The sequence below is a fragment of the Hyalangium versicolor genome (assembly GCF_020103695.1).
Taxonomy (GTDB): domain Bacteria; phylum Myxococcota; class Myxococcia; order Myxococcales; family Myxococcaceae; genus Hyalangium; species Hyalangium versicolor.
The window spans coordinates 94079-113441 of record NZ_JAHXBF010000007.1 but is presented as its reverse complement, the minus strand read 5'-3'; the positions used below and the strand labels follow the sequence as shown (position 1 = coordinate 113441).

Here is a 19363-nt window from a genome sequence, read left to right as displayed (position 1 = left end):
GCCCAAGGAGTCGCTCCAGGCCCCCCGGTTACGCGCTGGCCTTCATGGTGATGTGCACCGGCGTGGCCTGGGCCAGGTTGTCGCTCACGGGGCAGCGCGCCTCGACTTCGCTCTGGAGCTTCGCGATCTGCTCCGCGCTGGCGGTGCTCTTGATGTGGATGGTCACCTCGAGCGACTGGTACCCGGCGCGCACGCTGCGGTCCGTGCCGGCGAACTTCCCGGGATCCAGCAAGCCCTTCACGGAGATCTCCGTGCCAGACACGGGAATGCCCAGCTCCTTGGCGATGAAGAAAGTCATGTAGTTCAGGCAGCCGGCGTGCGCGGCGAGGATGAAGTCGAGCGGGCTCGGGGCGCCATTGCGGCCGCCCAGCTCCGGGGGCTCGTCCATGAAGATCTTGAACGCGCCGACCTCGGTGGTGCTGCGGGCCATGCTCTCGCCGATGGTGCGGACCTCTCCAGTGTAAAGCTGCTTCGCCATGACTCCCCCTCTTGTTGTGGATATCGCGCGGGTAGCCCTTTCTATACGCCACCGGGGCGACACCCGGGGGCTCAGCGCGTGGCGGTCTTCGAGGGCAGCTCCCAACCGGGCGAAACCGGGTCCGTGATGCCCGTGGAGCCATCCTGCTCCAGCCGGGAATTCACTCGGGGTGGGGTACCGACGAGCACATCCCGTCCCTTCTCGAACTGCTGGGCCCTGACCAGCGCCAGCGAGGCGCGATCCAGCATGAGCGCCCGGTGGGGCGAGGGCACCAGCAGCGTGGAGATGTCCCGTGCCAGCGCCTTGGTGGCCTCGGGCTTGAGCGTGCCGTCCTGGCGGAAGAAGCGCGCCTGGACTTCATCGTTGCTGCGGAAGTCATCGCCGCCGCCCACCTGCTCGAGCCAGTGCGCGTACTCGCCCTTTCCATCCGCGCGCTTGGGCTCCGGGATTCCCTTCAGGCCGCGCTCGCCCCAGTGGTACCAGCCGCCGCGCAGTGCCGAATTCGCGTCCAGCTTGCGGGCGAAGCTGAAGGTGCTGTCCGTCGTGGCACCCACGCCGCCGTGGCACCCGATGCAGGCGGCGGTCTCCTCCACGCTCTGCGGCCGGAGCGAGCCCTGCGCATCCTCGATGAAGCCCTGCATGCGCCAGCCAGTACCGGTGCCCACGCCGCGCTCCCCGTCTCCCAGCACGGTCTTGAGCTTGTCGGGCTGCTGCGCCTTCTCGCGCGTCTCGGCCTCCACGGCCAGCTCGAGGTCGGCATACGTCTGCCAGCGCATCTTGCGCATGTAGCGCAGCTCTTTCATCCGAGCGGCCATGCGCACCTGCTCTCCGTCCACGTCCAGGTAGCGCAGGCTGTGGAGGAACTCGGTGCCGCGAGGGTAGAGGCCCGCAGCGGGCCAGCCGTCCTGGGCCCGGTCCAGCTCCGCCGCCTTTCCCACGTAGCCGAAGGTACGCTCGGGCTTCGGAGGCCACACGAACGCCACGCGCGTGGCCACTCCGAGCACGCCATCTCCATCCAGGTCCGAGCCGAGTTCGCGCTCATCCGTGGGCGGCAGCGGCACGTCCACCCGGCGGATGTACGCCTCCAGGATGGAGAGGTTGATGCGGTAGATCGTCGTGCTCTCGGCGCCCGTTCGGTCCTGGCGGAAGGCCGCGGGGAGCCGGATGAAAACGTCCCCGGCCGAGCCGTTGGTCGGCCAGAACATCCCAGGGAACGGCGCATAGGCGAAGGCTCGCCAGCCGCTCAGGCTGCCATCGGGCGCATGATCGAAGCCCTCGTCATCGGGCTGGAACCAGCAGTCCGGAGTGTAGCCATCCCACTGGCCATTGCCGTCCGAGTCCCACTGGGCCGGAGGCTTCTCCAGCGCGGCGGCGAGCCGCAGCCCTCCCTTCGCGTCGAGGTAGTTGTTCGTCCGCACCCAGGTCAGCAGCGCGGCGTCCGGAATCTCCACGGGCTTGGGAGGACTCATCACATGCGTCCACCGGTTTTCGGTGGCGTGCTGCGGCACGGAGAGGACCGTCTGGACCGCGGAGTCATCGGTGAAGTTGGGAGCGAGCGGCGTCTGGTGGCACGCGAAGCAGGCGTTGTGGACGCGGCCTCCCGGCGTGTCCTGCGTGGCCGCGTAGCACTGCGCTGGCAGGTAGGCCGCCCGGTTCGACAGCGGCGGTGGCCCGTGCATGGACGCGAGCGCCGAGGACGCCTGCGCCTCCTGGACGGGGACGGCGGGAGCGGGAGTCGGAGGGTGCACTCCTCCCATCATCCAGCGGCTCCCCATGACAGCGCCGCCTCCAAGGAGCCCGACGCACAGCACAACCCCAGCAACCCGACGATCCATGATGCACTCCCACTGCGGGCACCGAGGGGCACCCCGGGGTTCACACCCCGCGAGAGCCCCTCGGGCCATCGAATGATCTGCTGTGCTGCTTCAGTCCATCGCCGGGAGGGGCCCGATGTACCCGGTGTACGACTGCTTCACGCTCGCATCCGCACCGACCTTGTCCGTGTCCGACTCGCCGTAGGGGTGCTGGATCTGGGCCTTGATGTACGCGTGCCCGTTGATGTTCGGGTAGAAGTAGACGCCCGTCGTCTCCGAGCCGTAGGGCGTGGAGAAGATGCGCGTCAGCTCGCGGGTGACGATGTTGTAGGCCCACACCACGTCGTTCTGGTGCCCGTCGGTGCTGTCCTCGCCGATGAGGAGCGTGTCGTAGCCGGGGATGAACGCGAGGTTGTCCGGGTTGGCGATGCCGTTCACGCTGCAGACGTTGCCCGGGGAGATGACGGGGGCGCCGCTGCTGTTCGGCAGGGTGAAGGTGGCATCGTAGTACGGGCTGGTGGTGGGGTAGGGGTTCGCCTTGATCCACGCGCCCTCGACGAGCGCCGAGGCGGACTCCGCCACGTAGTCACTGCCAACCTCCGGGTTGGGAGAGATGACCATCTCGTACACCGCGCCGCAGTCGTTCTGCGCCAGCTTGACGTGGTTCGGTCCGCCCAGATCCCGGGTGGTGGGATCGTCCATCATGCCCCGGTTCAGCTCGCTGAACGCGACGTAGAGCCGGTGGGCGGCCGCGTTGTAGGTGATGCCCTCCGTCTTGCGGAACTCGGTGGTGCCCCCGACGTAGGCGGCGTAGCGGCGGCTCTCCAGGCGCGAGGCCGCCAGCTCCTGGCCCGACTTCAGGCGCAGGCACTCACGGCCCGTCTCGGTGTTGATGGCGCGGAACCCGGAGGCCGCGTTCGGGCAGGTGCCATCGCCGACCTGGGCCTCGGTCTCGAAGATGTCGGAGAACTTGATGCCGCCATCGATGAGCGCCTTCACGTCCGCGTCCTTGGCGTTGGGGCCGAGCGGGATCCAGTAGATGTCCGCCCTGCCAGCCGACTGGTTCACGGGGCTCGTCTGGAACCAGCGCGCCGTGTACAGCTGGCCCTCGGACAAGTCGCCAGCCGTCTTCGCCACGAACATGTAGAAGGCGTCGTTGGTGCCGTCGTCGCTCAGGTAGACCGTCTTCCGGTCAGGCATCACGTACGCGAGCTCCAGCGCGCGCCGGCCCGCCGCGTAGTGCTTGGCCACCGTGGTGTTGCCCGAGCCGTCCACGGACACTTCGACCACGTAGCCATAGCGGTACGGCTTGTACGCGGCCTTGGCGTCCTCGATGGAGGCGGTGGCCGCGTCGATGCCCCAGTACCGGAGCATGCTCTTCTCGTCCGCGGTGAGGCTGCTCGCCGCGGTCACGGTCTCATAGAGCCGCGCATCCGGTGGATACTCCTCGCTGCCCAGGTGCGTGCCCCAGGGAGACACGGAGCCCGCGCACGGCGTCCACAGCCCGTCCACACCGGAGAAGTCGATGGGCCGGGTGCTGGTGGCGGTGAGCTTGCCGTTCGCGTCCTGGCTGAGTTCGGACACGTACATGGCGGCCGGCGTGGTTTCGAAGTGGGTGACCTCGAACAGCTTTCCGCCCACGGGAAGGATGGAGGAGAAGTCGTTGGACGGGGAGATGAAGTCCGAGCCGTCCTGCGCCTTCACGGGGGTGCCGTCCTTCTTCGTCAGGCGCCCGAAGACGTGGGAGCCCTGTGTCTGACCGCTGCGCAGCACGGCCTGGTACTGGATGGCCACCTCCTGGCCGTTCACGGCCGCCTTGGGGGTGGCGAGCACGGCGCGCTTGGCGGCATCGGTGAGCGCCGCCTGCACGGGCGTGAAGGCGAGGCTCTTGCCATTGCCGGCGGGCCCTTGAGGACCGGTAGGCCCCTGAGGCCCTTGCGTCCCGGGGTTGCCACTGATGCCTGGATCACCCTGAGGGCCCTGGGCTCCATCCTGACCCGCATCGCCGCTGCACGCGGAGACGGCGAGCGCGGCCAGGGAAGCCACTGCGAGGCGCCGCGTCCGGGGCGCCCACTTCGAAAGACCACGACGCATGCTGTCTTCACCTCTGCGGTAGAGGAGGCCGGAGAACCGCACCGGTCCGCTCCTCCTCGGGGGTGCCGACGGCGAGCCGGCTCCGAAGGCGGAGGCACGCTACAGAGCGCGAATGGCGGGCACGCGACATGTTCGTGTCGCGAATGACACGGCTGCAGAGGAGGGCAGATCCCTCCTCAGGCAGGCAGGCAGGCAGGCGAGCGAAGCCGAGCGAGCGCCAGGCGCTCGGGCTCAGGGCTTCTGCATCCGCTGGCGCTTGAGGCGCTGGTACTCCTGCCACTCGGATTCAGCCCGAGCCAGGAGCCGAGACAGCTCCTCCTCTTCGGCCGTGAGGGGCTCCTCGGGGGGCTGCTCTCCGCCCTCGCCCGAGGCACCCACCGAGCCACCCTCGGCCGCGGCATGGGCCAGGCGGACGGCGGCGGACTGGGTGGCCAGGCCGGGCCAACTGGTGCGCCCGTTCTCCACGCTCACCTCGACCCAGGGCTCCTTCGAGGTGTTGTCGCGCGGATCAAAGACGACCCGTGCGCGCAGATCGCCCTGGAACCGCACCATCAGTGCGCCCAGGACCTTCTGGAAGAACGCTCCCTGGGTGTCCTGGGAGACGCAGATCTCCACCAACTCGGCGGCGTCTGCCTCCAGGTGGAAGCGCAGGAAGCTGTCCTGTCCCTGCTGCTCCAGGATCAGCGTGCCGTCCTCGTCCCGCTCGAGCCGCACGGGCACTGCCGAGCCCAGCTCCCCGGGGAGCCGCTCCAGCGCGTGCCGCGGCAGCTCCAACCGGAAGGAAAGCACCTCCACTGTTTCGATGCGCGAGCCCATCCGTTCGTCACTCCGGCAATCCAGAAGCGCTAGAGATCGACTTTCTTCTCCGAGTGGTTCTGGCCGTCATAGCGTAACATGACCCCCTTGCCGTCGTACTTCGTAACGATATTGACAGGTCTGCGCCAGAGTGACTGCAAATTTCTAAGGGTTTCGCGCGCGTAGTCGCCCTTCAGGTCCTGTCCGTCGTGCTTGTGGGCCAGGAGCAGCTCGCTGCGATTCTCGAAGTTGCCGTCGATCACTTCAATGATCGGTTGGCCAAAGTTGGTCAGGCCCTGGAGCAGCTTGGCCTTCACCTTGCGGAACTCGCGGTCGAGGATCTCCCACGAGTTGCGCTTGTCGTTGAAGCCATAGACGAACAGCTTCTGCTCGATGGCGAACTCGGCGGTGAGGAAGGTGTCGATGAAGGTGATGTCGTTGTAGTGCTTGCGGACCTCGAAGATCTTCTCCCGGCCGGCCCCCAGCTTCTTGTCCCACGAGCTCCGGGCCCGCAGGTCATCGCACTCGTCCCATTCCTTGCCGAAGCGGCCCTTGTTCCAGCGCTCTTCAATGTCGCGCCACAGCTCGATGCCCAGCTTGTAGGGATTGAGCGCACCTGGGCGGGTACCCATGGTGCCGGAGTGGCGGTCCGCGTAGTCGATGATCTCGTCATCCTTGAGGGCGCGGCGGGTCATGATGGTGGAGTGCCAGTAGCTGGCCCAGCCCTCGTTCATGATCTTCGTCTGGCCTTGGGGAGCGAAGTAGTAGGCCTCGTCCCGGAGGATGCTGAGGATGTCTGCCTCCCAGGGCTCCAGGGGAGCGTACTCGAGCAGGAAGTAGAGCACGTCGCGCTGGGGGCGCTCGGGGAACTTCTTGGCCTTGGCCTTCTCGTCCTCGACCTTCTTGCGCTGACTCTCGAGGAACTCGCTGGGGTTGATGAAGCCGCGCATGTACTCGCGGTTGACCTTGAAGCCCTCGACGCGCTCGTTGGCCTTGGCCTCGTCCTCGGCTCGCTTGGGGTCCGGGTTGCGGCGGATGTGCGGCGCGTGCTGATCGATGAGGTTCTCCAGACTGAGCGTCCGGTCGATGAAGTCCTCGACCTTCTCCACGCCGATCTTGTCGATCCAGCGCCGCACGCGGGTGGCGTGGTTGGCCATCTCGTCGATCATCCGCCGGTTGGTGTGGCGGAACGAGAAGTTGTTCTTGAAGAAGTCGCAGTGCCCGTACACGTGGGCCATCACGAGCTTCTGGTCCACGTCCGCGTTGCTCTCCAGGAGGTACGCGTAGCAGGGGTCGTTGTTGATGACGAGCTCGTAGATCTTCGACAGGCCGTACTCGTAGCCCTTGGAGAGCTGCTCGTACTCCATGCCCCAGCGCCAGTGGGGGTAGCGGTTGGGGAAGCCTCCGTAGGAGGCGACCATGTTCATCTCGTCATAGGTGACGACTTCGAAGACGGTCTCGAAGAAATCGAGACCGAACTCGCGGGCGTACCCGAGGACCTCGTCCTTCAGCTTGGCCAGGTGGGGTGTGAGGCTCTTGGGCATCGGGCAGGTGCTCCGTGGGGGGCGAGGCGGCGCATCATCGGCCCTTGCCGAGGAAGTCCTTGATGGAGTTGTAGATGGCGTCCTTGTCGGCGATCTCGCTGAGGGCGACGTTCGTCTGATCGCCCACGGCCTCGCGCAGGTCCTTGATGAACTGGCCGCTGCCGTAGGGGCTCTCCACCTGGCCATACGCGAACTGGTTCACGCCGGGCAGGATGTCGTTCTTCAGCATGTCGATGCACTGGCGCGTGTCGTCCGCGCTCCAGTTGTCGCCGTCCGAGAAGTGGAACGGGTAGATGTTCCACGCGCTCTTCGGATAGTCGGCCTGGATGATCTCGCGGCACAGCTTGTAGGCGCTGGAGATCATCGTGCCGCCGGACTCGCGGGTGTGGAAGAAGGTGTCCCGGTCCACCTCGCGAGCCACCGCGTCGTGGATGATGTAGCGGGACTCCAGCCCCTTGTACTGGTGGCGCAGCCACGTATCGAGCCAGAAGCTCTCGATGCGGACGATCTCCTTCTGCTCGTCGCCCATCGAGCCGGACACGTCCATCATGTAGATGATGACGGCGTTGGTCTCCGGCAGGTCCTGCAGCTTGTAGCTGCGGTAGCGGCGATCCTCGCGCGTGGGGATGATGACGGGCTTCTTGGGATCGTACGTGCCGGTGGCGATCTGCCGCTTCAGCGCCTGCTTGAAGGTGCGCTTGAAGTGGCGGAGCGACTCCGGACCGGTGGTGTTGATGCCGGTGTACTTGATCTTCTGGGTGACGATCTTCTCGTTGTGCCGGCGCTCGATGTTGGGCAGCTGCAGCTCCTCGCCGAGGATCTGCGCCAGCTCATCGAGGGTGACGTCGACCTCCAGGGCGTGCTCTCCCTCGCCCTGGCCGGCCTGGCCGTGTCCGTCCCCGGGCTGAACCTGCCCGGGGCCGAGCGACTGACCCACCTCACCATCCCCCTGCCCGACGCCGCCCTGTTCCTTGTGGCCATACTTGAAGCGAGGGATGTCGATGAAGGGGATGGGGATGGAGATGGCATCCTTCCCCTTCTTGCCGAGCATCTCGCCCTTCTGCACGTACTTGCGCAGATTGGCCTTGATCTTCCCTCGGACGATCGCCTTGAAGCGGGCGTGGTCTTGGTGGATCTTCAGGGACACGCCTACTCCTTCGCGTCGCCGCGGGCGAAGATGCTCGCCACGAAGTTGAGCACGTCCGTGGAGCAGATCTCGCAGTAACCGTAGTTCTTCATCATCCGGTCCTTCACGAGATCGATCTTCTCCTGAGTCTCCTTGTCCACCACGCTGGACACCAGGTTCTTGAGCTTGATGCTGTCCTTCTGGTCCTCGAACAGCTTGAGCTCGAGCGCCTTGTGGAGCCGCTCGTTGGTCCGGTAGTTGAACGTCTTGCCTTCCACGGCGAGCGCGCCGATGTAGTTCATGATCTCGCGGCGGAAGTCATCCTTGCGGCTCTCGGGGATGTCGATCTTCTCCTCGATGGCGCGCATGAGGCGCTCATCCGGCTCCTCGTAGAGACCGGTGTACTTGTTCTTGACCTTCTCCTTCTGGGTATAGGCCTTGATGTTGTCGATGTAGTTGCCGCACAGCTTGGCAATCGCGTCTTCGTCGGCGGAGATGGCGCGCTGGACCTCGTTCTTGACGATGTCCTCGTACTCCTGCTTCACGGTGGTGAGCAGCTCCTTGAAGCGCTTGCGGGAGTCCTCGCTGTTGATGAGCGAGTGAGTCTTGAGGCCCGCGTCCAGCTCGTTGAGGACCATGAAGGGGTTGATGCATCCCTCACCCTTGTCGCTCACCAGGGCGTTGGAGATCTTGTCCTGGATGTAGCGGGGGCTGATGCCCTCGAGGCCCTCGCGGATGGACTCCTTGCGGAGCTCCTTGATGTTGTCCTCGGTGAAGTTGGGCAGCGTCTTGCCGTTGTAGAGCTTGAGCTTCTGCAGGAGCGAGAGGTTGTGCTTCTTGGGCTCCTCCAGGCGCGTCATGACGGCCCACATGGCGGCCATCTCGAGCGTGTGCGGGGCGATGTGCTTGCCCTTGATGGCGCGCGAGTTGAAGTCCTTCTCGTAGATCTTCACCTCTTCGCCCAGCTTGGTGATGTACGGCACGTCGATCTTCACCGTACGGTCTCTCAAGGCCTCCATGAACTCGTTGTTCTCGAGCTTCTTGTACTCGGGCTCGTTGGTGTGGCCGATGATGACTTCGTCGATGTCCGTCTGGGGGAACTTCTTCGGCTTGATCTTGTGCTCCTGCGAGGCGCCGAGCAGATCATAGAGGAAGGCCACATCCAGCTTGAGCACCTCGACGAACTCGATGACGCCGCGGTTGGCGATGTTGAACTCGCCGTCGAAGTTGAAGGCGCGCGGGTCCGAGTCGGAGCCGTACTCGGCGATCTTCCGGTAGTTGATGTCACCGGTGAGCTCGGTGGAGTCCTGGTTCTTCTCGTCCTTGGGCTGGAAGGTGCCGATGCCGACGCGGTCCTTCTCGCTGAAGATGAGGCGGTTGACGCGCACGTGGCTCATGACCTTGGCGAAGTCGCCCTGGTACTGGGTCATCAGCTCCTTGAAGACGAAGCGGCAGGCGGGGCACAGCTCGCAGCCATCCGGGATGACGTAGCCGCTCTCGGCGGGGGACAGCTCGGCGAAGATCTTCGGGCGCCACTCGCGAGGGATGAGGTTGAGGGGCTCCTCGTTCATGGGGCACTTCATCTTCTCCTTGGTCACCGTGCCGTCCGGCTGCTTCTTGTCGGTGGTCCAGGAGTAGGTGTACGCGGCGCCCTCGGGCGTCTTCGAGTACTCCTCGCTGCCCTTCTTGAGCAGGCGGGCGATGGTGGACTTGGAGGAGCCCACGGGGCCGTGCAGGAGGATGACGCGCTTCTCGGTGCCGTAGCCCTGGGCGGCGGACTTGAAGACGTTGACCAGCTTCATGAGCGGCACGTCGAGACCGAAGATGGCGTCGCGGCCACCGAACTTCTCGTCGCTGAAGAAGTGGTAGCGGATGAGCTTCTTCTTGTTGTCGATGTACTCAGTCTTCCCGTGGCTGAGGATCATGTCGTAGATCCTCTGGTAGGCCGTGCGGGTGATCTTGGGAGTCTTGCGGACGATCTCGAGGTAGTCCTCGAAAGAGCCCTCCCAGTTGAGCTCCGCGTAGGTCTTCGTGTCCTGGAGTGCGGCGATCTTGGAGACCCACGAACCCTTCTCAGCGTTCTGCATGTCGCTCCTCGGGGCCACCCGTGAACGCGGGAGTCGCGCACACGAGGGGCCAGAATTTGAACCTGGGGGGGTGGAGACCCATTCCGATGCACCCCGTCAGCGGGTCCCAGGCAACAACGCTTCTGGCGCCCCTTCGGGACCCCGCCGCGGAGTGGGACCGCGTGGTCAGCACGTGTCGGGAGGGCCTGATGGGGGCACCCCCTCCACGGGGTGAAAAGGCAGCTTGATTATAAGGACCTGAGCCCCGGCGGGTAGGGTCCTTCGGGGCTTGTCCCCATCAGTGAACGTCCGAGGGCGGTGTTTCCCGGATCGCACCTCCCCTGTGTGGGGCAATGTCTCATGTAGAGGGACATAACGATGGGGGGTTGTGACATGCAACCCACGCTCTGGGGCGGGAAGAGGTGGAAGTAGGACATTCCCCAGGGAGGCGGGAGTGTCGGGGAGTGAGCAGGGCGAGGGGTTGGAGAGGGAGCAGGCAAGGGAGCAGGGGGCGCTTGGAAATGATCCCTGCCTGCGTATCCTGGCGCGCTCCCATGGCGTCCGCTCTGTCTCCTGTTTCCGCACCCACCCCCTCTGCCGAGCCCATGTTGTCGGCGGTCCCCGAGCCTGAGCGTGAGCCGAGCACGCGGCTGCTCCTTGGACTGCTGATCGTCGCGGCGTTGGTGCCTCGGCTGGTGGTGTTCCCGGTGAACGAGAACCTGTACGGGGACGCGGTGGCGCGCACGGAGTTGGCGGAGCGCTGGCTGCAGGTGCCGCACTTCATCCGATCGTTCCAGGACGGGGCGGCGCAGTTCGGACCGCTGCACCTCTACATGGTGGGGGCGGCGCTGACGGTGGTGGAGCGCGAGCACGCGGGCCGGGCGGTGAGCCTGCTGTTCGGAGTGCTGTCGGTGGTGCCGCTGTTCGCATTGACGCGGCGCTTCTTCGGATGGCGTGCGGGGGTGTGGGCGTGCCTGGCCTTCTCCGTGTGGGGGATGCACCTGCAGTTGTCCACGACGGCGGCGAGCGAGGCGGTGGCGCTGTTCTTCATGTTGAGCGTGTTCGCGCTGTTCGGGCAGGCGCTGGACGAGCGCCGGTTCGGGCCACTGTTCGGCGCGGCGGTGGTGCTGAACCTGGCGTGCGCGTTGCGGTACGACGCGTGGATGTATATCCCGCTGTTGGCGGTGATGCCGCTGCTGTGGAGCCGGGACAAGGTGGCGGGCGTGACGATGGCTGTGTCGTTCGGGCTGATGTGCCTGCCCTTTCCGCTGCTGTGGATGCAGGGCAACGAGCTGGCGCACGGCGATCCGTTCTATCCCATCACGTACATCGACGAGTTCCACAGGAGCTGGGTGGCGAGCTCGGGCGGAGGGGCGAAGGACTGGTGGCTGCGGGCGCAGGGGATCGGCTTCTGGCCGGCGATTGCGCTCTTCACGTTGACGCCGGGGGTGGCGCTGCTGGGCGTGGTGGGGATGGTGAAGGCGTGGCGCGAGCGGCCGGAGCTGCGGTGGCTGGTGCTGGCGGCGCTGGTGCCCGCGGCGTACTACGCCTTCCGGGCGGCGGTGCTGCTCAACTTCCTGCCGCTCGGGCGCTTCACGGTGACGCAGGTGGTGTTGCTGCTGCCGTTCGTGGTGCTGGGCTTGCAGGCGTGCGTGCGGGCGTGGGGCGAGGGGGCGGGCAAGGCGGTGGCGGGAGGGAGCATCGCGCTCGCGGTGGTGATGCCGGTGGGGCTGGGGATCTCCACGTTCCGCGAGGACGGGGGTTGGCGGGATTCGCTGCGGCCCGTGAGTCCGATCTCCACGAACCCCCAGCCGGTGATGGAGGCGGTGCGCTTCGTCGAGGCGGAGGTGGCGGGGAAGGGCAAGTCGCTGGTGCTCGACAGCGATGACCGGTACATGGACTTGCAGCTCGCGTTCTTCGCCGGGCTGCCCGAGGAGAGGCTGGTGCGGCTGCGCTGGCCCGATTTCCAGCAGCGGGTGGAGAAGAATCGGCCCGAGTACCTGGTGCGCTTCGACGCGGGAGGGCTGGCCCGGGAGTCCTGGGTGAAGCTGGAGGGGCGCATCCTGACGCTGGGAGCCGTCTCCTATGAGGAGATGGAGGGCTTCTCCGCGCCCGTGCATGTGTATCGGCTGCGGCCGTAGTGGGAGGCTGCGCCAGTCTGGCGCTCATGCCTCCGGATCGAAGTCGTCCGCGTGGACATCGGCGGTGGCGCTGCGGGCATCCAGCCAGCCCTGGAGGATGAACTGCGCGGCCACCTGATCGATGACCTGGCGGCGCTTGGCTCGGGAGAGGTCCGCTTCGAGCAGGGTTCGCTCGGCGGCCACGGTGGACAGCCGCTCGTCCCAGAACTCCACGGGCAGGCCCAGCGCTTGGCTTGCCGCGTCCGCGAACTTCCGGGAGGCCTCGGCGCGCGGGCCCTCCGAGCCGTCCATGTTGAGGGGCAGGCCCACGACGAGGCGTGAGGCCTCGTGCTCGCGTGCGAGGTCCGCGAGGGCCACGAGGTCCGCCTTGAGGTTGGTGCGCCGTATCGTGGTGACGGCCTGGGCCGTCAGCCCGAGCCCGTCCGAGACAGCCACCCCGATGGTCTTGGTGCCCACGTCCAGGCCCAGGGTCCGCATGGGCGCGGGACTCTAATCGCAATCTCGTTCCGTAGACCGCACCGTCCGCGAAGCGAGACGGAGCGCCGTTGGGTGCCGAACCTAACCGGCTGAATTCGTTGGGAGCGGAGCAGCCGAAGGGCTCGGCATCGCGGGTGCAATCGGTCTGGCCCGTCCGATGCGCGGCGGCTTGCTGCACCCAACTCTTTCCCGACGCGCGGGAGGCAACATGCTCGATTTCATCAAGAACGCAGTGAACACGTTGGCCGGGCCGATGGCGTCCGCGGTCGATTTCGCGGGGGACAAGCTGGGCCTTCCCCCGATGCTGACGAACTCCATCAAGGCGGCGGTCGGAGTGGTGTCCGGCAACGTGATGATGACCGCCAGCGGCGCGCTGGGCGTCATGTCGGAGTTGCAGAAGAACCCGCCGGCGCAGACGGAGTTCTGCCCCAGCCCGGATGCGGCCAAGGCGCAGGAGGGCTACGCGCCCGAGGAGCACACGGCCTCGGCGGCTCCCAAGACGAAGAAGATGACGTGGGAGGCCATTCAGTCCACGGCCAGCGCGATTCGCGAGCGGGCCGCGAGTACCTCCAGCACTGGTACGAGCAGTGCCGGCACCTTGGATCCCTCCGTTCTCGAGTACCGGGATGCGCTGCGCACGCTGGCCGCCAACTTCGACATGCTCGACACGCTGTGCGGCAAGCGGGACGGGAAGATCGACGCGCAGACGCTCGCGATGGCCGCGAACCTCTCGACGCTGTCTCCCGCGCTGCGCAACGCAGCCCGCTTCCTCGTCGAGCACCCCGAGTACCGCAACATGGTGGACACGGCGGGGAAGGGAGGGAGCGTCGATGGCACCATCAGCCAGTTGGACGTGCAGCAGGCGTTGACGAAGGTGAACAGCGACATCGCTCGCCACGGTGTGCGTCAGCCGTCACAGCCGCAGCCGACTCCCGCCCCGTCCACGCCAGCTCCCGCGCCGTCGGCTCCGGCGCCGTCGCAGGGCTCTCCACCGTGCGGTCAGCCGACGACTCCCGTGGAGACCTGTCCGCGGCCGACGACGCCCGTACCGAGCCCTCTGCCGAAGCCCCCGGCGAGTTCGAACAGCGTCAACGACATCATCAACAACCCGAACATGAGCCTGGAGGAGAAGTTGCAGGCCATCCTCACGCTGATCACGCGCGACACGGACGACGAGATCCTCGACGTGATGAAGGAGATGGCGAGCGTGCGCGACGAGCGAGCGGGCCTGGGCACGGACGAGAGCAGCCGGGCCCGCGAGGCGAAGCTGGAGACGACGATGGAGCAGCTGAACCTGCGCCTCCAGAAGCTGATGGAGAAGCGGAAACAGATGTTCGACCTGATGAGCAACATCTCTTCCAAGTTCAACGAGATGGCGAAGCAGGCCATCGAGAACATGGGCCGAGCCTGAGCCGCCATGGGACGCATCATCAAGTACCAGGGAGATACGACGATGGAGAACCAGACGGTGCAGAAGCTGAAGGCGTTCGCGCGAGGCGAGGCGACGTGGGCGGAGGTGGAGGGGATGACCTTCGAGGAGGCGAAGGCGATCGCGCAGGTGGGGTGTGAGCTCGCGGCGGCGGGGCGCTACGAGGAGGCGCGCATCCTCTTCGAGGGGCTGGTGGAGGGGAACCCGAAGGACGCGGCGAGCCGGGCGGCGCTCGGAACCGTGTACCAGAAGATGGGCCGGCTGCCGGAGGCCATCACCGAGTACAGCGCGGCGCTCGAGCGCGATCCTCGCAACCCGGTGGCGCTGGTGAACCGCGGTGAGCTGTACCTGCGGCAGGGGCAGCGGCAGGGCTTCACGGACGTGGCCAACGCGGTGGAGGCGGATCCGCACGGCGAGACGGCCGCGGGCCGCCGGGCTCGGGCGCTGGTGAAGGCCATCACGCTGGTGGCGGTGGAGAAGATGAAGGGCAACCCGCAGGCGTAGTGCCAGCGGTCAGGTGGGGAAGGGGGTGATCAGGGACCGTCGGGCTCTTGGGGAGCGTTCGGCGGCGGTGGTCGGCGGGTGGGCCCGTGAGGGAAGCGGGCATGGTGAGAGGGCCCCCTGCCGGCCGCTGTTTTCAGGGAGTGGAGACATCGGCGATGCGCTCGCCGATGGGCGGGTGGGTGAGGCCCTTGATGACCACCCACCGAGGAGGTTCGGGGTCCATCTTGTTCAGCCGCGCGGCCTTCACGAGCATCTGACGGAACGTGGCGGGATCCTGCGTGAGGCGCAGGGCGTAGCGGTCGGCTTCGCGCTCGCGTTCCCGGGAGAATGCGGCGGAGAAAGGCGCCGCTGCCGTCATCACGATGTAGAGCAGCAGAGGGATGAGCGGCAGGGTGCGAGTGTCCGCGAACCGGGTGGCTCCGAACCAGCCGCGTGCCGCTGACAGCCGCAGCAGCCGGTCGAGAACGAAGAGGAAGGCCACCAGCGCCACGGAGGAGGCAATGCGAGCGGGCCACTGGGACTCATTGACGTGGCCGGCCTCGTGGGCGACGGCGGCGAGGATCTCGCCCTCGGTGAACTCGCGGATGAGGACATCGTTGAGCACGATGGTGCGCGTGGGGCCCTGGCCCGCGAAGTAGGCCTGGACGCGATTGGAGGCGACGGACGTCTTCTCCACCAGCACATCCGAGAAGGGGATGTTCGCGCGGGCCATCAGCTCGGTGAGGTGGGTGCGCAGGGGGCCGGGCTCCAGCGGCGTCTGATCGAAGAAGGCGCGGCTGCGGTACGGGTCGAGTGCCGCGGCCACGAGCATGAGCAGGGCCACGGGCACTCCCAGCACGAGCCACCAGCGCCGGAGCCGCCGCGCCAGGCCATAGAGTCCCAGCACCAACGCGGAGACGATGAACACGCTCGCCAGCAATTGCTTGAGCTCGTCCCTCGCATACCCGAGCGGTGTGTACGTGGACATGCCGTAGCGGTGCTCGAGGATGTAGCCGAAGTAGAAGTCGATGGGCGCGGTGACGAGCTTCAGGCTGAGATCGACGAAGAGGGAGAACAGCAGCGCTGTGCCCCAGCCGGGCTCGCCCCAGAGCGTGTCCAGGGCTCGGAGGAACACGCGGCTGACGGGTGCGGTGCGCAGGAAGCCCAGCCGAGCATCGAGCCAGGCCGCCGTAGCCTGGGCGAAGCGGTAGAAGGGCCCGTTGAGCGGCCCGAGCATCAGCGCCAGGAACCCCACGTAGATGAAGGGGTTCACGGCGGCACGGATGTAATAGGGCAGGCTGTACGCCTTGATCTCTGCCAGCTGGTCGGGAGTGAAGATGGGCTCCATGGACGGGGGAGAGGCTATGTCGGCTCACCCCTGGGTGCCCAGATGCCCTCTCTCCGTGACATGGAAGAGCGCCGCACTGTGTTATAGGCGCAGCCCACGCCACACCCGAACGAGGAGTTTCCGATGCGCTTCATGTTGCCCGTGGTTGCGCTGCTGTTCACGACCGGTCCTGCCCTCGCCGAAGAGTCCGCCCGCGTTGCTCCGAAGGCGGTGGCTCCCGAGGCGGGGCCGACGCTGCGCTTCGCCTGGTCCGCACCGTCGCGGGTGACGGTGACCGAGCGCATCCTCAAGAAGGGCAAGCGCTCGGTGGTGAGCTACGACGCGGTGCTGTCGGCGCGTCAGGGTGGCGGGTACGAGTTGAAGCTGGACAAGTTCCGCTTCCTGGAGGTGGACGGTCGGGCCGTCTCCCAGGGCGCGGTGCCGCCGGAGCTGAAGGTGGCCACGGCGTTGGCGAGCGTTGCTCCCACATTGTTGATCTCGGCCGAGGGGCAGGTGGAGGACGTGGTCGGGATGGAAGAGGCCTTCGAGCGAGCCCTCGCGCTCATCCCCGAGGAGAAGGGCATGCGCGAGCAGGTGCGCAAGGTGCTGGCACAACCGGCGATGGCGCAGATGATGAAACAGCGGACGGCGGACTTCTGGAGCACGTGGGTAGGGGCCTGGGTGGGCACCGATCTGGCCGCTGGCGATAAGCGCTCGGGGACGTTGCCGGTGCAGCTGCCCTCGGGCTCCGTGGACAGTACGGTGACAGTGCACCACCGTGGACCGGATGCGGCCTACAAGGGCTCGGCGCGCCTGGAGATGGAGACGGTGCTCGAGGGAGAGCCCTTTCGCAAGGCGATGGTGGGTGTGTTCTCGCAGATGATGCAGTCCTCCGCTCCCCAGAGCCAGGCGCCGGACTTCGACGCGATGCTCAAGTCGGCGCGCCGCGTCTCCACGGTGGCGGTCGTGACGGATGTCGCCACCCTGCGCCCCTACAGCGCACGCATGGCGCAGGTGACGAAGATGCAGGTCTCGGACCAGGAGCGCGAGGAGCGCGAGGAACGCGAATACAGCTTCGCCTGGCCCACCCCGGCAGCCGGCAAGCGCCGCTGAGCCGCGGGTACCTCGCATGCGTCCACCTGGGGCCGGGGGCTACGCTTTGCGTCCACGTCGCCGGCTGCTCTGCCGCTCGGGCACTGGCTCCTCGCTGTAGCCCTCCACGTGCATGCCCAGGAACAGGGCCAGCAGCACGGCGCTCTCGACCGGGATGCGTGTGCCCTTCACGTTGTTCTTGGCGGGATTCAAGAAGGCGCCGTCCGCGGTGGCGAAGTTGGCCAGGGTCAGGTCCGAGTCCTCGAAGTTCGCGCCCGTGAGTTGGGTCTGACTGAAGTCCGCGTGGGCAAGGTTGCACTGGATGAAGTTGGCCTCGGCGGCCTTGCACGCGCGGAAGACGGCCTTGCTCAGGTTCGTTCCGACGAATGAGGAATATCGAAGGTCGCACTCCTCGAAGCTCAACACGGGATTGCGTGCCACCTCGGTCCAGTCGATGCCCATCAGCTTCGACTGGCGGAAGGTCACGCCCATGGCTCTCATCTGCGAGGGGTTCATGCGGGTGAGATCGCAGTCCTCGAAGACGCAGTCCTCGAGGCGAGCCCGGTTCCATCGGCTCTCCTGTAGCTTCACGTGGCGGAAGGTGCAGCCGGAGAATTCCTTGCCGGAGAGGTCGGCGTGTTGGAGGTCCAGATCGGTGAAGACCTCGTTTTGATGGATCTGCTCTGTCGTCAGGCGCGTCATGTCTCTCGAGCTCTCTCAGGGCACCATCTCGCGCCATTAACGAGGCGCCGCGTCACTTCCCGTGCTTGTCCGGCTCAGGCCGCCTTGGCCAGCTCCGCGTCGATGGCCTGAACCAGGCGTGGGTCGTCCGCAGTGATGTCGGGAGCGAAGCGGGCCACCACGCGGCCGTCCCGGCTGATCAGGAACTTTTCGAAGTTCCAGAGCACGTCCGGTACAGGGTTGGGTTCGATGCCGTGGCCCTTGAGCCGTGCCCGGAAGGGGCCGTCACCGGTGGCGTTGGGCTGCGAGCGGGTGAGCCTCTCATAGAGCGGATGCTGATCGCCGCCGACCACGGAGATCTTCGAGAAAAGCGGGAACTTCACGTCGTAGTTCAGCGTGCAGAACTGTTGGATCTCCGCATCGGTGCCGGGTTCCTGGCCCAGGAAGTTGTTGGCCGGGAAGCCCAGAACCTCGAGGCCCTTCTCGCGCTTGCCCTCGTAGAGCTTCTCGAGGCCCTCGTACTGGGGCGTGAGCCCGCACTTGGAGGCCACGTTCACCACCAGGAGCACCTTGCCCTTGTACTGGTCCAGGGTGAGCGGAGAACCGGCAATGGACTTCACGGGGATGTCGTAGATCGTCGGGTTCATGGTTCCTTGGGAGAAGGAGATGGGGCTGCTCGGCTCCGGACCGATAGCACAGGGGGACGCTACTTCTGCGGATCCTTCGAGGTGGGAGTGCGCTTCTGCTCGTATCTGGGCAGATAGCACCCGCCCTTCCACTCGTACCAATCGTCGTCACAGGGCGGGGAGAAGTCGTTCAGCTTGATCCAGCATCCACCACGGACTGCGACCTCGCGCTGGCGGCAGGGCGGCCGCCGCTGGCCTGGCAGGGGCTCCTCCGGCATCTCCGTCGCGATCGCCGACTCATAGTGGGGGGGCTCCTTCGTGAGAACTCGGGTGGGAACCGAGGCATCGGCCAGTGATGCTTCCGCGCTGTTCCGAGCCTCTTCGCGCTCGGGTTCTTCCACCGGGGCATACGTGCGGGAGTGCGAGTACGGCCCGTGTCCTATCCACCACGTAGCCGCCATCACCGTCAGCGGCAGCCCGGCAACCAGCGCAAGCCGAACTCTCGACCTCCAGCGTTCCACCGGTATCTCCTCGCAGCGACTCACCGGCCCGTTCACCTCTTGGGCAGGCGGTGAAGGAACGTCGGCTGGAACCTGCACGCTCACGGGAGGTTTTGCTTCAACCAGCGGCTGGAATGGACCCATCAGCGGCACGTCCGCCTCGGGGCCCGCGTGCTCTGCTACCGCCTCCGCTGCCTCCGCCACCTCTCTCGCAAGACCCCTCTGCTCGGGCTCTGCCGCCAGCATCCTCTCGATCAGTGCCGACAACTCCTCGATGACCCGTGGGTTGATCTCTCTCGGCACGTCCACCAAGATGTTGTCCCCCTTCACGTCCCGGTGCAGCCCTCCGGCCCGATGCAGCACCTCCAGGCCCCAAGCCACCTGAGCCACTACCAGGAAGCGCGGGTCATACGCGAACAGCGCCAGCTTGAGCGCCACTGGCACTGAGCCTGGGTGGCCCGCTCGACGCGCCTGGTACACCGCTCCGTAGCTGCCTCGCCCCGCATACCCTTCCACCCGCCACGGTCCCACTAGACTGCCCACCCGGAGCCCGTCGGGACTCTGCTCTTCCTTCATCGCTGACCTCGGCTTCCTGGGGCGGTTGGCTCCGCCCCCTTCAGCCTACCTCATGCGTAGGCCCGCGCGATGACGCTCGCCTAGGTTGTCTCCATCGCCAACGTTTCACCTCGG

General features: G+C 66.4%; 16 protein-coding genes. 4 read left to right on the top strand and 12 right to left on the bottom strand.

Going from position 1 to position 19363, the window contains the following annotated elements; genetic code table 11:
- Positions 1-28: 28 nt before the first annotated feature.
- The 7 genes from KY501_RS16340 to KY501_RS16310 form a co-directional block, all read right to left on the bottom strand.
- Complete coding sequence (locus KY501_RS16340; protein WP_224364026.1) at positions 29-478, bottom strand: OsmC family protein; 450 nt, start codon at positions 476-478, stop codon at positions 29-31.
- Between the two features lie 71 nt (positions 479-549).
- Positions 550-2253, bottom strand: coding sequence for an Aq_1262 family (lipo)protein (locus KY501_RS16335; protein WP_224364023.1), 1704 nt, complete (start codon positions 2251-2253; stop codon positions 550-552).
- Positions 2254-2403: 150 nt separating this feature from the next.
- Positions 2404-4386 (bottom strand): alkaline phosphatase PhoX, encoded by a 1983-nt coding sequence (locus tag KY501_RS16330; RefSeq protein WP_224364021.1) that lies wholly within the window; start codon positions 4384-4386, stop codon positions 2404-2406.
- A gap of 231 nt (positions 4387-4617) precedes the next feature.
- A complete protein-coding gene (locus KY501_RS16325) occupies positions 4618-5202 on the bottom strand; it encodes a hypothetical protein (RefSeq protein ID WP_224364019.1) in 585 nt (194 codons plus the stop codon).
- A 29-nt stretch (positions 5203-5231) separates the two neighbouring features.
- Positions 5232-6725 (bottom strand): SpoVR family protein, encoded by a 1494-nt coding sequence (locus tag KY501_RS16320; protein WP_224364018.1) that lies wholly within the window; start codon positions 6723-6725, stop codon positions 5232-5234.
- Between the two features lie 34 nt (positions 6726-6759).
- The gene (locus KY501_RS16315; protein WP_224364016.1) at positions 6760-7872 is read right to left on the bottom strand and encodes a DUF444 family protein; all 1113 of its coding nucleotides are present in this window, start codon (positions 7870-7872) and stop codon (positions 6760-6762) included.
- Positions 7873-7874: 2 nt separating this feature from the next.
- A complete protein-coding gene (locus KY501_RS16310; RefSeq protein ID WP_224364013.1) occupies positions 7875-9938 on the bottom strand; it encodes a PrkA family serine protein kinase in 2064 nt (687 codons plus the stop codon).
- Positions 9939-10522: 584 nt separating this feature from the next.
- Between KY501_RS16310 and KY501_RS16305 the strand changes: the two genes are divergently transcribed.
- The gene (locus KY501_RS16305) at positions 10523-12058 is read left to right on the top strand and encodes an ArnT family glycosyltransferase (RefSeq protein ID WP_224364011.1); all 1536 of its coding nucleotides are present in this window, start codon (positions 10523-10525) and stop codon (positions 12056-12058) included.
- Between the two features lie 24 nt (positions 12059-12082).
- Here the strand turns inward: KY501_RS16305 and ruvX are convergent, their stop codons facing one another.
- A complete protein-coding gene (gene ruvX / locus KY501_RS16300) occupies positions 12083-12535 on the bottom strand; it encodes a Holliday junction resolvase RuvX (RefSeq protein ID WP_224364009.1) in 453 nt (150 codons plus the stop codon).
- 208 nt (positions 12536-12743) lie between these two features.
- Between ruvX and KY501_RS16295 the strand changes: the two genes are divergently transcribed.
- Together KY501_RS16295 and KY501_RS16290 are read left to right on the top strand one after the other, a co-directional pair.
- The gene (locus KY501_RS16295) at positions 12744-13946 is read left to right on the top strand and encodes a hypothetical protein (RefSeq protein WP_224364007.1); all 1203 of its coding nucleotides are present in this window, start codon (positions 12744-12746) and stop codon (positions 13944-13946) included.
- A gap of 6 nt (positions 13947-13952) precedes the next feature.
- Positions 13953-14468, top strand: a complete 516-nt coding sequence (locus KY501_RS16290) for a tetratricopeptide repeat protein (RefSeq protein ID WP_224364006.1) — start codon at positions 13953-13955, stop codon at positions 14466-14468.
- Positions 14469-14601: 133 nt separating this feature from the next.
- Here KY501_RS16290 and KY501_RS16285 read toward each other — a convergent pair whose 3' ends face one another.
- A complete protein-coding gene (locus KY501_RS16285; RefSeq protein ID WP_224364003.1) occupies positions 14602-15795 on the bottom strand; it encodes a M48 family metalloprotease in 1194 nt (397 codons plus the stop codon).
- Positions 15796-15918: 123 nt separating this feature from the next.
- Here KY501_RS16285 and KY501_RS16280 point away from each other — a divergent pair, with 123 nt between their 5' ends.
- A complete protein-coding gene (locus KY501_RS16280) occupies positions 15919-16887 on the top strand; it encodes a hypothetical protein (protein ID WP_224364001.1) in 969 nt (322 codons plus the stop codon).
- 39 nt (positions 16888-16926) lie between these two features.
- Here KY501_RS16280 and KY501_RS16275 read toward each other — a convergent pair whose 3' ends face one another.
- From KY501_RS16275 to KY501_RS16265, 3 genes are all read right to left on the bottom strand, one after another.
- The gene (locus KY501_RS16275) at positions 16927-17568 is read right to left on the bottom strand and encodes a pentapeptide repeat-containing protein (RefSeq protein ID WP_224363999.1); all 642 of its coding nucleotides are present in this window, start codon (positions 17566-17568) and stop codon (positions 16927-16929) included.
- A gap of 74 nt (positions 17569-17642) precedes the next feature.
- Complete coding sequence (locus KY501_RS16270; RefSeq protein WP_224363997.1) at positions 17643-18194, bottom strand: glutathione peroxidase; 552 nt, start codon at positions 18192-18194, stop codon at positions 17643-17645.
- A 59-nt stretch (positions 18195-18253) separates the two neighbouring features.
- The gene (locus KY501_RS16265; RefSeq protein ID WP_224363995.1) at positions 18254-19249 is read right to left on the bottom strand and encodes a serine/threonine-protein kinase; all 996 of its coding nucleotides are present in this window, start codon (positions 19247-19249) and stop codon (positions 18254-18256) included.
- Positions 19250-19363 lie beyond the last annotated feature (114 nt).